Source organism: Amycolatopsis rhabdoformis, from assembly GCF_035918295.1.
Classification (GTDB): domain Bacteria; phylum Actinomycetota; class Actinomycetes; order Mycobacteriales; family Pseudonocardiaceae; genus Amycolatopsis; species Amycolatopsis rhabdoformis.
This window is the reverse complement of sequence record NZ_CP142149.1, coordinates 7,634,721-7,649,744: the sequence shown is the minus strand read 5'-3', so window position 1 is coordinate 7,649,744 and position 15,024 is coordinate 7,634,721. Positions and strand designations below refer to the sequence as shown.

The following is a 15,024-nucleotide window of genomic DNA, read 5'->3' as shown; positions in this document are numbered from 1 at the left end:
TCTCGGGCGACTATTGGCACTGCGTCAGCAACCTCGTAGCCTGAACCACAACGCCGAAGAGCAGGGGAGACGCCGATGACCGCCGTCCAGCCGAAGCCGACCTGGGTCGGTGAGACCTTCGATTCGCTGAGCCCGGCGACCGACGAGGTGGTGGGCACGTACCCGGTGCACACGGCCGAAGACGTGCGCGCGGCTGTGGAGCGGGCGCGTGTCGCGGCGGAGTGGTGGGACGGGCTGGGCTTCGCGGGGCGCGCGGACCGCCTGCGGCAGTGGAAGGGCGTGATCACGCGCCGCCTGCCGCAGCTGTGCCAGGTCGTGCGCGACGAGACCGGCAAGCCGATCGCCGACGCCCAGCTCGAGACCGTGCTCGCCATCGAGCACATCTCGTGGGCCTCGAAGCACGCGCGCAAGTACCTCGGCCGGCAGCGCCGTTCGGCGGGCCTGCTGATGTCGAACCAAGCGGCGACGGTGGAGTACCGGCCGCTCGGGGTCGTCGGCGTGATCGGGCCGTGGAACTACCCCGTGTACACGCCGCTCGGCTCGGTGACGTACGCGCTGGCCGCCGGCAACGCCGTGGTCTTCAAGCCCAGCGAGTACACCCCGGGCGTCGGCAAGTGGCTGGTCGACGCGTTCGCCGAGGTCGTGCCGGAGCAGCCCGTGCTGCAGCTGATCACCGGGTTCGGCGAGACCGGCGGTGCGCTCGTGACGTCCGGGGTGGACAAGATCGCGTTCACCGGATCCACGGCCACCGGCAAGAAGATCATGGCCGCGGCCGCCAACACGCTCACCCCGGTCGTGATCGAGGCCGGCGGCAAGGACCCCGTTCTCGTGGACGCCGACGCCAACCTCGACGCCGCCGCCGACGCCACCGTCTGGGGCGCGTTCTCCAACTCCGGGCAGACCTGCATCGGCGTCGAGCGCGTTTACGTCCACGAGCGCGTGCACGACGAGTTCGTGGCCAAGGTGGTGGAAAAGTCGCAGAACGTGCGCGCGGGCTCTGACGAAGACGCCCAGTACGGCCCCGTCACCATGCCCTCGCAGCTGGCCGTGATCCGCCGCCACATCGCGGACGCCCTTGAACGCGGCGGCCGCGCCGTGCTCGGGGGTGTGGACAGCGTTGGTGATCGTTATGCCCAGCCCACGGTGCTGGTGGACGTCCCCGAGGATTCCGAGGCGGTGCGCGAGGAGACGTTCGGCCCGACGGTCACCATCGCCAAGGTCCGCGACATGGACGAGGCTGTGGACAAAGCCAACGCCACCACCTACGGCCTCGGCTCCACGGTGTTCTCGAAGTCCCGCGGCGTCGAGCTCGCCGCGCGGCTGCGCACGGGCATGACCTCGATCAACGCGCCGCTCTCGTTCGCCGGCATCGCGTCGCTGCCCTTCGGCGGCGTCGGCGATTCGGGCTTCGGCCGCATCCACGGGCCGGAGGGCCTGCGCGAGTTCGCACGCACCAAGGCCGTCGCGCGGCAGCGGTTCACCGCGCCGATCACCCTGACTTCGTTCAGCCGCAAGGAATCGACCGACGCTCTGGTGGCCAAGCTCATCACCATCATGCACGGCAAGCGCTAAGGTCTGGGCCGCGTCCCGGATTCCGGGGCGCGGCCCATCCCGAGCCCAGAAAGAGCCCGCATGACGCGCTTCGGTGACTTCCAGAACGAGATCTACTTCGCCGGGCTCACCGGCCGCGTCCCGACCATGCCCATGGTCTACGCCGACCTCGAAGCCCGTGCGGCGCAGGCACTTCCACCGTCGATTCTGTCCTATGTGGCCGGTGGTGCCGGGGATGAGGCGACGCAGCGCGGCAACGTCGACGCGTTCGCGCGCTGGGGCGTGGTGCCGCGGATGTTCGTGGGGGCCAAGGAGCGGGACCTGTCGGTGGACCTGTCCGGGCTGAAGCTGCCGTCGCCGCTGTTCCTGGCGCCGGTGGGCGTGGTCGGCCTGTGCACGCAGGACGGCCACGGTGACCTCGCCGCCGCGCGGGCCGCCGCGCGCACGGGCGTGCCGATGGTCGCCTCCACGCTCACCGTCGACCCGATGGAACAGGTCGTGCCCGAACTCGGTGACACGCCCGGGTTCTTCCAGCTCTACACGCCGACCGACCGCGAGCTGGCCGCGTCGCTGGTCACGCGCGCGGAGGCCGCGGGCTTCAAGGGCATCGTGGTCACGCTCGACACGTGGGTCACCGGCTGGCGGCCGCGCGACTTGTCCACAGCCAACTTCCCCCAGCTGCGCGGCCACTGCCTCGCCAACTACTTCACCGACCCGGTCTTCCGCGCCCGCCTGGGGAAGGCACCCGAGGACGACCTCATGGCGGCCGTCGGGCTGTGGGCCCAGCTGTTCGGCAACCCGCTGACCTGGGAAGACCTGCCCTGGCTGCGCTCGCTCACGTCGCTGCCCCTGATCGTCAAGGGCATCCAGTACCCGGACGACGCGCGCCGCGCCATCGACGGCGGCGTCGACGGCATCTACTGCTCCAACCACGGCGGCCGCCAGGCCAACGGCGGCCTCCCGGCGCTCGACTGCCTGGCCTCGGTGGTCGACGCTTCCGGCGACACCCCGGTCCTCTTCGACTCCGGCGTGCGGTCCGGGTCGGACATCGTGAAGGCCCTGGCCCTGGGGGCGCGGGCGGTGGGGGTGGGGCGGCCTTACGTGTGGGGGCTCGCTTTGGGCGGTGTGGACGGTGCTGTCCACGTCCTGCGCAGTCTCCTTGCGGAGGCCGACCTTCTCATGGCGGTCGACGGGTATCCGACGCTGGCGGACCTCACGCGTGATGCGCTGCGGAAGGTCGGGTAGGTGGGGTAAGTCGGTTGGGTCGGGCCGGGCTGGGGATAAGTCGGTGGGTTCGACCTAGCTGGGGATGGGTGAGTGGGTCGGACCTAGTTTTGTGGTCGATCGGCGATCCATTGGTCCGGCTTGTGGATGTTCGGTTGGGTCGGACCCAAGTTCGTGGGTCGATCGGTGGTCCCACAGATCCGGCTTGTGGGTGGCCAGTTGGGTCGGACCCAATGTGGGCTGAGTGCTGCGGTCCGACCTGGTTCGCCGACGTTGCCCTCGGCTTGACTGTGGACAAGCGAGAAGGTCGGACCCAGTGTGCCTACGGCTCAGCTGGGTCCGACCCAAGGAACCGTGGCCGAGGTCCGACTCACCTGTGGACAACCCAGCTGAGCTGGGCCGCCCTGGGGACAGCCCCGCTGGGTCGGACCTAGCGAATCGGAACCACCTGGGGACAACTCGCTAGGTCGGGCCCAACCAACCCCGCCCTGAGGACAACTTCCTAGGTCGGGCCCAACCAAGTCCGAGGTGAGGACAACTTCCTAGGTCCAACCCAGCGAATCGGACGCACCCGTGCCCAGGCCGCTCGGTCGGATCCAGGGACGCGGGTCCACCCGCGGACAGTCCGCTGGGTCGGACCTAACGAGTCGGGCCTGTTTGGGGATGGTTGGCTGGGTCGGGCCTAATGGGTCGGGTCTGTTTGGGACAGCCCGCTGGGCCGGACCTAACGAGTCGGGCCTGCTTGGGGACAGCCCGCTCGGTTGGGCTTAGTGGGTCGGGCCCGTTTGAGGATGGTCGGCTGGGTCGGACCTAACGAGTCGGGCTTGCCTGGGGATGGTCGGCTGGGTCGGACCTAACGAGTCGGGCTTGCCTGGGGATGGTCGGCTGGGTCGGGCCTAGTGGGTCGGGCCTGTTTGGGGGTGGTCGGCTGGGCTGGACTTAACGAGTCGGGCTTGCCTGGGGACAGCCCGCTCGGTCGGGCCTAGTGGGTCGGGCCTAGTGGGTCGGGCCTGCTTGGGGATGGTCGGCTGGGTCGGACCAAACGAATCGGGCCTGCCTGGGGACAGCCCGCTGGGTCCGATCCAACGAATCAGCCTGCCTGGGGACTGGACTGCTGGGCCGGACCTAACGAAGTACACCAAATGGGGACAACCGATTAGGTCGCACCCAACCAACCGCGACCCGGGGACAACTCCCAGCCCCGACCTACTTCGCCCCACCCCGAATCAAATCCGCCGCCTTCTCCGCCACCATGATCGTCGGGGCGTTCGTGTTGCCGCGGGGGACCACGGGCATCACCGAGGCGTCGACCACGCGCAGGCCCTCCACCCCGCGCACCCGCAACGACGGGTCGACCACCGCGCGCTCGTCCGTGCCCATCGCGCAGGTGCCGACGGGGTGGTAGAGGGTCTGGGTGTTCTCGCGGATGTGGTCGGTGAGGGCGTCGTCGGTGAGGTCGTGGGTGGTGGGCAGGAAAGGCTTGTCCAGGAAGCGCGCCAGCGGGCCCGACTTGCCGATGTCGATGAGGGAGCGCAGGGCCGACCTCATCGTGTCCAGGTCGCTCGCCTCGGCGTAGTACGCCGGGTCGATTTCGGGCTTCCACAAGGGATTCGCGGACTTCAGCCGGAGCCGGCCGCGGCTGGCGACGTCGACCAGGGTGGCGGCGGAGGTGAAGCCCGGGACGGTGGGTTCGCGCATGCCGTTGTCGTAGAAGAGTGTCGGGGCGACGTGGATCTGCATGTCCGGCGCGGCGAGCCCGTCGCGGGTCGGGAAGAAGGCGCCCGCCTCGCCGATGTTCGACGCCAGCGGCCCGCGGCGCGTGAGCTGCCAGCGGACGAGGCCGGCCGGCGTGGCCGCGTCGACGAGATCGGTGGTGCCCTTCGTGGACCAGATGATCCCGGCCGCCGGGTGGTCGTGCAGGTTCTCGCCGACGCCGGTGAGCCCGGCGACGACGTCGATGCCCAGCTCACGCAGGTGCTCGGCCGGCCCGACGCCTGAGAGCATCAGCAGCTGCGGCGAGTTCACCGCGCCGCCGGCGAGCAGCACCTCGGCGTCGGCGCGGGCGATGACCTCGACGCCCTTGTGCAGGTAGGCCACGCCCACCGCGCGCGTGCCCTCGAACACGACCCGGGTGGCCTGCGCGTGGGTGTGGACAACCAGGTTGGGTCGGTCCAACGCGGGCCGCAGGTACGCGTCGGCGGTGGACCAGCGGCGTCCGCGCTTGCAGGTGACCTGGTAGAGGCCGGCGCCTTCCTGGGATTCGCCGTTGAAGTCGTCGGTGCGCTTCAAACCCCAGGCCACGGCGCTGTCGACCCATGCGGAGGACAGCTCGTGGGTGAAGCGGCGGTCCTCGACCTGCAGGGGTCCGTCGGTGCCGTGCAGCGGGCCGCCGAGGCGCTGGTTGGCTTCGGCGCGCTTGAAGTAGGGCAGCACGTCGTCCCAGCCCCAGCCGGTGGCGCCGTGGGAATCGCGCCAGCCGTCGTAGTCGGCGCGGTTGCCGCGGATGTAGATCATGGCGTTGATCGACGAGCAGCCGCCGAGCATCTTGCCGCGCGGCCAGTAGGCGGGTTTGCCGGTGTGCTTCTGCTCGACGGTCTCGTAGTTCCAGTCCCAGCGCGTCTTGAACAGCGACGCGAACGCGGCCGGGATGTGGATCTCGTCGGCGGTGTCCTCGCCGCCGGCCTCGAGGAGCAGAACGCGGGCAGCCGGATCCTCGCTCAGCCGTGCCGCCAGTACGCAGCCCGCGCTGCCCGCGCCGACGATGACGTAGTCGAACGAGTCCTGACCGGCCACGGTGCCTCCAGCTGCTCATGTTGGCGTGCTGTCAACTACTCATCATGGCCCAGCACGCGGGCCGGGGAAAGGCCCGTCGAGCAGCATCCTCCTGCGCCGGGGCGCGGGCCAGTTGTGACCTGCGCTTCTGTGCGCGGCACCGGACGGGCGCCGCGGGTCGCGGGTCAAGTACGCTCGCGTCGTACCCCACGACCTGCGTGAATAAGGAGCAGCCTGCCGTGGCCCGAGTCGTCGTCGACGTCATGCCGAAACCCGAGATCCTCGACCCGCAGGGCCAGGCGGTGGCCCGCGCGCTGCCGCGGCTGGGCTTCACCGGTGTCACGGAAGTGCGCCAGGGCAAGCACTTCGAGCTCGAAGTCGACGACACCGTCGACGACGAGACGCTGGCCAAGATCGCCGAGGGCTTCCTCGCGAACCCCGTGATCGAACAGTGGACCATCCGCCGGGTGGACGCGTGAGCGCCCGCATCGGCGTCATCACCTTCCCGGGCACCCTCGACGACGGCGACGCCGCCCGCGCGGTCCGCTACGCCGACGCCGAGGCCGTGCCCCTGTGGCACGCCGACGCCGACCTGCGCGGCGTCGACGGCGTGGTCGTCCCCGGAGGCTTCTCCTACGGCGACTACCTGCGCGCCGGCGTGATCGCGCGCTTCGCGCCGGTGATGGACTCGGTCATCGACGCCGCCCGCAAGGGCATGCCGGTGCTCGGCATCTGCAACGGCTTCCAGATCCTCTGTGAAGCCGGCCTGCTCCCCGGCGCGATGATCCGCAACGTCGGCCTCCACTTCGTGTGCCGCGACCAGTGGCTGCGCGTGGACGACAACACCACCGCGTGGACCAGCCGCTACGACAAGGGCGCGGAAATCCTCATCCCGCTCAAGAACAACGACGGCTGCTACATGGCCGACCAGTCCACTTTGGACATGCTGGAGGGTGAGGGCCGCGTCGCCTTCCGCTACGTGGACGGCAACCCCAACGGCTCGCGCAACGACATCGCCGGCGTCCGCAGCGAAAACGGCCGCATCGTCGGCCTCATGCCCCACCCGGAACACGCGATCGACGCCCTCACCGGCCCGTCCGACGACGGCCTCGGCATGTTCCTGAGTGCGGTGGACGCTTTCGCGAAGGCTTGATCTTTCCCTTGAAAGGGGCGGTGCCGAGGGTTCGGTGCCGCCCCTTTTTTGGTTCTGCCTAAGGGTTTCGTCCCACATCTAGATGATCTGGGTGTTCGGCAAGGAAATCTCTCTGACGAGCGGTGGGCGGTCCTGGCCGACACTGCTGACCAGGCTGCAGGCCCAAGCCGATGCCGCCGGACTCATCACGCGGGGATGTGAACGTCGACTCCCCCGATCTGCCGAGCCCATCAACACGCCGCCGGTGCCCGCCGCAACGGACAGGCCCAGAAGGAGCCACCAGGCGGGATCCGCACCGAGCCCCAGGAAGGGCGGGGGCAGACCTGCCGGGTCTCTGTCGGTGGCTCCAACAGCTGAGTTGTTCACCGATCGGGTGTGGTGGCGCGGAGTTGCGGATGATCGTGGCCGAGTGGGGTCGGCCGGTCTTGGTGGGCTCCTGAGAGCGGCAAGCGGATCTGGAGGCCGCGTGCGACGTTGCGGGCCGCGACCGCACAGCCAGCTGACTCAGGGCGACGTCAGCCCACGCCGGAAACCGCAGTAGGGCGAAGGGCATGCCCGCGCGGCGTCCGCCGGCGGACGCGGCAGAACGAGAACGCCTACCCGAACTCCCGCGCAAACGCCCCAAAAGTCGGTTCACCCGCACGCCTGTCCAGTACAGCGAACGTGACCCGCTCGAAGCGTGGACAAGCCTCAAGTGCCGCACGGAACGCGGCAGCCACCACCGCCGGGTCGTTCTCGAACACGCCACAACCCCAAGCACCCAGCACCAGATTCCGGTGCCCATGAGCAGCCGCGAGTTCGACAACCCGCCGAGCCCGGCGACGCAAGACGCTCGGCACCGTCGAGACATGCTCAGGTTGGTTCCGCCGGATAGCGCCGAAGTTCGGGGCAGCCGCCGTGAGGAACGAGACCAGGTGGGCGGTGGGCAGCAGGGCAGCGGAGTCGTCGCGGAAGACCGGGACCGCGGGGGAGTGGATGACGCGGTCGGAGTAGCGCAGGTCGGGGTCGGTGCGGTGGTGGTCGTAGAACGGGCGGGCTTCGAGGAGGCACGCGTACAGCGCTGAGCTGCGCGCGATGGCTTCCTCCTGGGCCTGCGCGCCGTTGAGGAAGCCGCCGCCGGGGTTGCGGGCGGAGGCGAAGACGAGGCAGGCGACGTCGCCGCCGAGGCGGCGGGCGGCGGTGGTGGTGGATTCGTTGGTGACCTCGAGGTGGGGCACCACGGGTCCGTCGGGGACGGTGACCGGGTCGTGCGGGAGGTACAGCCGCGTGCCCTGGCGGGCGCGGGTCACCTGGTCGCGGAGGACGACGTCGCCGTACTCGCCGCGGTCGACGATGCGCACGGTTTCCGCGGCGATGTTCTTCAGCCGGCTGCTCACACGGACCATGGTCCACCGAGGAACCCTGGCACCACAACGGAATTAGTCCACCGGCAGGTTGATCAACGCGGCCGTCGAGAAGTCCGTCGCCAGGCGGGCCGCCGCGGTGAGGTCGAGGTGGTGGTCGATGGCGTGGCGGGCGGAGGTGGTGGCGACGCCCACGAGGATGTTGGCCAGGCGGTGGTCGTCGGGGCGTGGGGGGAGGCCGCGGGACGCGAGGTAGGCGCGGATGCGGCGGGTCACCTGCTCGTCGATGTCGGCCAGGAGGTGTTCGCGCACCTCGATGGTGTCGCTGGTGATGTCGACGCCGAAGAGGAGGCGGAAGCCGTCGGGTTCGGCGGCGGCGTAGTCGAAGAGCGCGTGGGTGTCGGCGGCGACCATGGTGCGCAGCGGGAGACCGTCGTTGCGTTCGTACTCGGCGAACAGGCGCGCTCGGCAAGCGGCGGCTTCACGGTCGAGCAGCCGGCGGTAGAGCGTGTTCTTGTCGCCGAAATGGGCGTACAGCGTGGGTTTCGTGGAGCCACTGCGGGAAGCGATGGCGTTCATGGTGGTGGCGCGGAAGCCGCATTCCACGAAGACCGCGCGGGCGGCGTCGAGCAGTTCGTCGTCGGTCGGACGGGCGCGGGTGGAGCGGCTCATCCGAGGAGCATAACGGCTCGGCTTTACCCGGCGGTAAAACTGCGCTAGCTTTACCGCCGGGTCAAGCACATAAGGAGCACGGGCATGCGACGACGCGTGGTCACCTCACTCACCGCGGCATTCCTCCTGGCGGCGGCGCTCGTCGCCCCCGGATCGGCGACGGCCGCGCCGCGCCAGGGCTGCGAGCTGCCGGCGGACGGCGCGTCCTTCACCTCGGCGAGCCCCGCCGAAGAGGCGATGGATCCGGCCGCGGTCAACGCCGCCATCGCCTACGCGCAGACGCACCTGCGCGCGTCCGTGCAGATCTTCCGCGACAACTGCCGCATCGGCCGCGGCCTGCTCGACCCGGTCACCGACCAGGTGCCGATGGAGATCTTCAGCTCCACGAAGTCGGTGATCTCGATCCTCACCGGCATCGCCTACGACCAGCACCTGATCGGCCTCGACGACCCGATCGGCAAGTACCTGCCCGCCGGCGTGGGCGACGCGGCGCACCGGGCCATCACGATCCGCAACCTGCTCACGCAGACCTCCGGCCTCGACGAGTCGATCCTGGCCGAGCTCGCCTCGGTCGGCCTCGACCCCGACCTCGTGCAGGAAGCGATGGCCCAGCCGCTCACCCACGAGCCGGGCACGCACTTCGAGTACAGCCAGCGCACGCCGGACCTGCTTTCGGCCGTGCTGCAGCGCGCCGTCGGCGAGGACCTGCAGACGTTCGCGCAGCGTGAGCTGTTCGACCCGGTCGGCATTCCGCGTGGCAGCTACCTCTGGCTGCGCGACCAGGCTGGCAACTCCTACGGCTACGCCAACCTCTTCATCCCGCCGGCGCAGTTCGCGAAGCTCGGCCTGCTGATGCAGAACGACGGCGTGTGGCGCGGCCACCGCGTCCTGTCCACGAACTACATCACGCAGGCGCGCGCCAACACACCGACCAACCAGTGTTACGGCTTCCTTTTCTGGCACAACGGCGGCAGCTCCTGCACGTCGGCCAACTTCCCGCACGCGCAGACCGTGGCCGGCCCGATGATCGGCAGCGCCCCGGCCGACACCTTCGCGATGGTCGGCGCCTTGCAGCAGAACAACTTCATGATCCCGAGCCTCGGCATCACCGTGACCTGGACCGGCGTGCTCGGCGACACCGCGCCGAACCTGGCCGGCCTGCTCAGCGCTTCGCCGTCGGGCTCGAACCTGTACTACGACTTCTTCCGCATCCTGCTGCGCGGCGTTCAGGACACACCGGTGCCGGACCCCGGGCCGTTCCGCACCCCGCCGCTGGACCTCGACATCAACCCGGTCAACTACCTCGACCCGGTGGTGCTGCTGCGGGACCTGGCGCCCAACGCGCACTGCAACGTGCTGATCTGCCGGCACGCGGACTGATCAGCCGAGCCGGAAGACCATGGCGTCGTTGTAGCTGTTGTAGTCGCCGCGGATGCCGTAGACGTGGCCGTCGGCCCAGAAGAAGCGGTATGTCCACGCGTCTGGGCCGTTGCGGTCGGACGTGGTGATCGAGAACGCGCCGGCCGGCACGGCGGTCCCGTGAGCCAGGGAGAACTTCACGACCTGCTGACGGGGCCCGCCGTCGGGCGGGGCGACTTCCGTGACGATCTCGCCGTCCTCCACCGCGAGTGGCGCCATGACGCTGCCGCCACCGGGTGCGGGCGTTTGCCACAGCTTCGCCCCGGTCCGCACGTCGAGCGCGACGAGCGAGTTGGGACGCTGCGGGTTCGTGACCGTGACGAGGGTGGTGCCCGAGACGAGTGCCCTCGACCGCTCGTGCGACGTGCCGTGGCTGATGTGGTTGTATCCGAACCCGTCGCTCAGCGTGAGGCCGGTGGTCAGGATCGGTCCGGTCGGCACGGTCGCGACCGGTTTGAACGCGTCGTCGAGGAACACGTACGAACCGTTCTCGGTGTCGTTGAGGCACACGATCGGCGGCGAAGCGCTCAGCCACGAGGGCGCCAGGTACGAGTCGCTCTTCACGAACTCGTTTTGCTGCCGGGGTTTCCCGCTCGCCGGATCGACGAGCACCGCGACGAAACGGTCCTCATAGGACTGCACCGACTCGCACGTGGACAGCAGCGCGAACGCTCCGTTGCGCGGCAGCCCATCCATCGCACGGCAGTTCGTGTACACCTTTCCGTCGGCGGGCGGGGTGTCCTCCGACCACCGCACCGCCCCGGTCGCCGCGTCGAGCCCGATCAGGTTGCCCTCGTGCGCGACCACCACGGTGCCGCCGACGATCTCCAGCACGGCCTGTTCGTCGAGGATGTGCTCCGACGGGCTCGCCGACGACGTGATCGGCATGGGCTTGTGCCACAACAGTTTCCCCGTGCCCAGGTCCAGCAGGGCCGCGCTCGAACACAGGTCCCCGAAGCCGACGGCGACGCGGTTGTCCACCACCGCGGTGCTCGCCCCGCAGAAGTGCCCCGACGGCGGCCCGACCTGCCAGACCTGCCTGCCGTCGGCCCGGCTGTACGCGACGGCCGACGTGTCGTTGACCGCCACGAGCGTGTCGCCGACCACCCACGAGTCGATGCCGTGGTCGTACTGCGGCACCTCCCGCGAGCCGACTTTCCACGCTCCCGCCGCGCCGGCGGCGGAAGAAGACGGCGCGCTCGAAGCCGCGACCGGGCTCCGCGCCGCGGGCGCGTGGCTGCCGGTGACGATCACGATCGGCACCACCACGGCCGCCACCACCACGACGGCCAGGAACGCGATCACGCCGACGACCAGCGGCTGCCGGATGACCGGTTGAAACTTGGACACGGTTGGTTCCCCCTCTGCTACGCACAGTCTATCCGCGCAGGCAGAGGGGGTGCGGAGTTGTCCACATCCCCCACAACGGTGGGGACGGTTCAGGAAGCCGCCGCCACCAGTCGAGCGTAGGGGCCGTCCGCGGCCAGCAGTTCCGAGTGCGAGCCCAGTTCCGTGATGCGCCCGCCCTCCACCACCGCGACGCGGTCCGCCGCGGCCGCGGTGTGGAGGCGGTGCGCGATCGCGATCACGGTGCGCCCGGACAGCACGGCGTTCAGCGAGCGCTCCAGCTCTCGCGCGGAACCCGTGTCCAGCAGGGAAGTCGCCTCGTCGAGCACCAGGGTGTGCGGGTCCGCCAGCACGACCCGCGCCAGCGCCAGCTGCTGGGCCAACGCGGCCGGCACGGCGTACGCGCCGGAGCCGAGCTTGGTGTCCAGGCCGTCGTCCAGCGACGCGAACCACGAGGCAGCACCCGCCGCCGTCAGCGCGGCCAACAGTTCCGCGTCCGACCAGTCCCCGCCGTCCCGGCGCGCCGGCAGCGAAAGGTTTTCCCGCAGTGAACCCGAGAACGTGTGGTGTTCCTGCGTCAACAGCAGCACCTCACCCCGCAGCACGTCCTCCGCCAGCGACGAAACCTCGGTACCGCCGACGGAGATGGAACCACTCGACGGCGCGGAAATGCCCGCGAGCAGCCGGCCCAACGTCGACTTGCCGGCCCCCGACGGGCCGACGATCGCCAGCCGTTCACCGCGCGGTACGGACAGATCGATACCGTGCAGCACTTCCCGGTCGGCCGTGTATCCGAAGTGGACGTCCCGCACCTCGATGTCGCGGCCGACAGGAACCTCGGTCACCGACTCGCGCGGCGGCGCCGGCTGCACGCCGAGGATCCGGCGCGCGGCGGCCAGTGCCACCTGCAGGTCTTCCATCCAGAACAACGCCTCGTTCAACGGCGCCGTCATGGCCTGCGCGTAGGCGAGCATCGTGGTGATCGTGCCGAGCCCGGCCCAGCCGTGCGAGTACGCGAAGAACCCGATGCCCAGCATCGCCGCGATCGGCAGCACGTAGCTGATCTCCAGCGATGGCAGCCACCGCAGCTGCAGCGCACGCATGCGCCGCTCGCCGAGCACCGCCTGGTCCAGCGCGGCGCGGCCGAGCCGCACCCGGCGGTCGGTGAGGCTCAGCGCCTCCGTGGTGCGCGCGCCCTCCACCGTCTCGTGCGTGGCCGACTGCAGGTCGCCCCAGCGGTCGAGCATCCACGCCATCAGCGTCGGAATCCGGCGCTGGTACCAGATGTTCACCGGCACCAGCAGTGGCAGCGCCACGAGCAGCGCCAACGCCAGCAGCGGCGAGGTCAGGAACATCGCGACGGTGGTGAGCAGCACCGTGACCACCGCGATCAGGATCTCCGGCGCCGCGAAGCGCACCGCGTGGTCGAGCCGGCTGATGTCGCTCGTCGCGCGGCTGAGCAGGTCGCCGGTGCCGGCGGCCTCGACCGTGCCGAGCGGCAGGCTCAGCGAGTTGCCCACGAACCGTTCCCGCGTCTGCGCCAGCACGCGCTCGCCGAACATCCGGCCTCGCAGCCGCGCCGCCTTCTTCGCCCAGGCCTGCAGGATCAGCACCACCACGAAACCCGCGGCCAGCAGGTCGACGCGCGTGGTGGTGCCGCCGTCGACGACGCCCTGCACGAGGCGGCCCAGCAGCTGCGGCGTGGCCAGCCCGATCAGCGTGGCGAGGCAGAACAGTCCGAGCATCACGGAGAACTCGCGCCGGTTCTCAGCGGCCGTGCGGGCCGCCCAGCGCCGCACGTCGCGTCTCGACGCGAGGGGAAGCCGCTTCACACCGTCACCGCCTTTCCGCTCACGACCTCGTCGGCCACGTGTGTCCACAAGGGACTCTGACTGAACACCACCGTGGTCCTGCCGCGCCGCAGCGAAGCGACGCGCTGGGTGATCCGAGCTTCCGTGTGCGCGTCGACGGCCGAGGTCGGCTCGTCGAGCAGGAGCACGTCGGCGTCCGTCGCGAGGGCTCGCGCCAGGCTCAGCCGCTGGCGCTGACCACCGGACACCTCGCGGCCGCGTTCGCCGATCAGCTCGTCGACGCCCTTCGGCAACGCCTCGATGATGTCGTCGGCATCGGCCGCGTACAGCGCTTCTTCGATGCTCACGCCACTCGGCAACGGCGGGGTCAGCTGTTCGCGCAGCACGCCCGAGAACCACAGGTCCTGGTTGTGCGCGTACACCACCCGCGCCCGCAGCTCGGCCAGCGCGACCTGGTCCACGGCCACGCCACCGACCAGCACTGGCTCGGTGGCGTCGGAGAACCGCGACAGCCGGCTCGCGAGCGCCTCGGCGTCGGCCCCGAGGTCGACGACCGTGAGCTTGCCCGCCGCCAGGTGGATCCCGCTCTCGGTGTCGACCAGATCGAGGGACCCGGCCGGCAGCGGCACGGGTGCCGCCGGCTCCGTGAGCCGCGGCCGCAGCGACAGCAGGCCACAGATCTTGCGCGCGGCCACCAGGCCCGAGCTCACCGCGCCGACGGCCTCGGTCGCCGTGTCCACCGGCACGATCAGGAACGCCGAGACGCCGTAGAACGCCACCAGCTCACCGACGCCGATCGTCCCGTCGAGCGCCAGCCGCGCGCCCAGCCAGGTGATCGCCACGGTGACCAGGCCCGGCAGCACGATCGCCGCCGCGGCCAGCCACGCCTCCGCGCGCCCGACCTCCACGCCCGAGCGCCGCACCCGCTGGCTCGCCTCGCGGAAGCGCTTGAGGAACCGCCGCTCGCCCCCGACCCCACGCAGGATCCGCAGGCCGGACACGATGTCGGCGCCCAACGCGTTGACGTCGCTCAGGTTTTCCCGCTGCACGGTCTTGCGCTTCTGCAGCGGTTTCAGCAACGGCCCGATCCCGACCACCGCCAGCGGCACGCCGACCAGCGCGACCACCCCGAGTAGCGGCGACGACCCCAGCATCGCGATGCCGATCACCACGAACGCCACCACCGAGCCCACGGTCCGGCCGATCACCTCGAAGGTGTTGCCGATCCAGTTGATGTCCGACGACGTGACGGCCACGACGTTGCCGGTCGTCGTCGCCTCACGCAGGGTCGCGCCGAGACGCGTGGTGTGCTCGGTGACCAGGCGCTGGGTCGTGCCCGCGCCGTGGATCCACATGCCGTACGACGTGAAGTGCAGCCACGTGCCGAACCCCGCCTGGAACACGCCGAGGCCCGCCGCCACGAACGCCCAGCGCCAGAGCGCGCCGGTGTCGCCCGCCGAGATCGCGTCGATGCCCCGGCCGATCACCAGCGGCAGCAGCGCGCTCGGCAGCGACCAGCAGGCGCCGGTGACCGCGGCCGTGAGCACCAGCCACGGACGCGAGCGCAGCAGCGCCAGCAGGTAGCGGCCGGCGGTCGGCCGCTCGGGCAGCCGAGGCGAGGCGAAGGGATATGTGGCGGAGAGCACGATTGTCGACGGTAAGCCGATTCGCCCACGCAGCGCGACTGATTTATCCCTGGGCGAACGACTGCACCAACAAGCTGTGAAGGGCG

Annotated in this window: 11 protein-coding genes; 5 read left to right on the top strand and 6 right to left on the bottom strand. The window is 70.2% G+C overall.

Annotation, left to right across the window (positions count from 1 at the left end; translation table 11 throughout):
• Window positions 1-75: 75 nt before the first annotated feature.
• Entirely contained in the window at window positions 76-1,572 is a 1,497-nt protein-coding gene (locus VSH64_RS35190; protein WP_326567057.1) for an aldehyde dehydrogenase family protein, read from the top strand.
• A gap of 60 nt (window positions 1,573-1,632) precedes the next feature.
• Window positions 1,633-2,796 carry an alpha-hydroxy-acid oxidizing protein gene (locus tag VSH64_RS35185; protein WP_326567056.1) on the top strand — a complete coding sequence of 388 codons (1,164 nt, stop codon included), beginning with the start codon at window positions 1,633-1,635 and terminating at the stop codon, window positions 2,794-2,796.
• A gap of 1,185 nt (window positions 2,797-3,981) precedes the next feature.
• Here VSH64_RS35185 and VSH64_RS35180 read toward each other — a convergent pair.
• On the bottom strand, window positions 3,982-5,568 hold the full coding sequence (locus tag VSH64_RS35180; protein WP_326567055.1) for a GMC family oxidoreductase: 1,587 nt from the start codon (window positions 5,566-5,568) through the stop codon (window positions 3,982-3,984).
• Between the two features lie 218 nt (window positions 5,569-5,786).
• Between VSH64_RS35180 and purS the strand changes: the two genes are divergently transcribed.
• Together purS and purQ are read left to right on the top strand one after the other, a co-directional pair.
• Window positions 5,787-6,026, top strand: a complete 240-nt coding sequence (purS, locus tag VSH64_RS35175; RefSeq protein ID WP_204092648.1) for a phosphoribosylformylglycinamidine synthase subunit PurS — start codon at window positions 5,787-5,789, stop codon at window positions 6,024-6,026.
• On the top strand, window positions 6,023-6,700 hold the full coding sequence (gene purQ / locus VSH64_RS35170) for a phosphoribosylformylglycinamidine synthase subunit PurQ (protein ID WP_326567054.1): 678 nt from the start codon (window positions 6,023-6,025) through the stop codon (window positions 6,698-6,700). The genes purS and purQ overlap by 4 nt, the downstream gene beginning before the upstream one ends.
• Before the next feature lie 596 nt (window positions 6,701-7,296).
• On the opposite strand, the gene VSH64_RS35165 is transcribed toward purQ, so the two are convergent.
• Complete coding sequence (locus VSH64_RS35165; protein ID WP_326567053.1) at window positions 7,297-8,076, bottom strand: TIGR02452 family protein; 780 nt, start codon at window positions 8,074-8,076, stop codon at window positions 7,297-7,299.
• A gap of 42 nt (window positions 8,077-8,118) precedes the next feature.
• A complete protein-coding gene (locus VSH64_RS35160) occupies window positions 8,119-8,715 on the bottom strand; it encodes a TetR/AcrR family transcriptional regulator (protein ID WP_326567052.1) in 597 nt (198 codons plus the stop codon).
• An 84-nt stretch (window positions 8,716-8,799) separates the two neighbouring features.
• Here VSH64_RS35160 and VSH64_RS35155 point away from each other — a divergent pair, with 84 nt between their 5' ends.
• Window positions 8,800-10,095, top strand: coding sequence for a serine hydrolase domain-containing protein (locus tag VSH64_RS35155; RefSeq protein WP_326567051.1), 1,296 nt, complete (start codon window positions 8,800-8,802; stop codon window positions 10,093-10,095).
• Here VSH64_RS35155 and VSH64_RS35150 read toward each other — a convergent pair whose 3' ends face one another.
• The 3 genes from VSH64_RS35150 to VSH64_RS35140 all read right to left on the bottom strand — a co-directional run bounded on the left by VSH64_RS35150 (window position 10,096) and on the right by VSH64_RS35140 (window position 14,938).
• Window positions 10,096-11,484 carry an outer membrane protein assembly factor BamB family protein gene (locus VSH64_RS35150; protein ID WP_326567050.1) on the bottom strand — a complete coding sequence of 463 codons (1,389 nt, stop codon included), beginning with the start codon at window positions 11,482-11,484 and terminating at the stop codon, window positions 10,096-10,098.
• 89 nt (window positions 11,485-11,573) lie between these two features.
• The gene (locus tag VSH64_RS35145; protein WP_326567049.1) at window positions 11,574-13,313 is read right to left on the bottom strand and encodes an ABC transporter ATP-binding protein; all 1,740 of its coding nucleotides are present in this window, start codon (window positions 13,311-13,313) and stop codon (window positions 11,574-11,576) included.
• Window positions 13,310-14,938: an ABC transporter ATP-binding protein gene (locus VSH64_RS35140; RefSeq protein WP_326567048.1), complete on the bottom strand. Its 1,629-nt coding sequence runs from the start codon at window positions 14,936-14,938 to the stop codon at window positions 13,310-13,312. Before VSH64_RS35140 ends, VSH64_RS35145 begins: the two co-directional genes overlap by 4 nt.
• Window positions 14,939-15,024 lie beyond the last annotated feature (86 nt).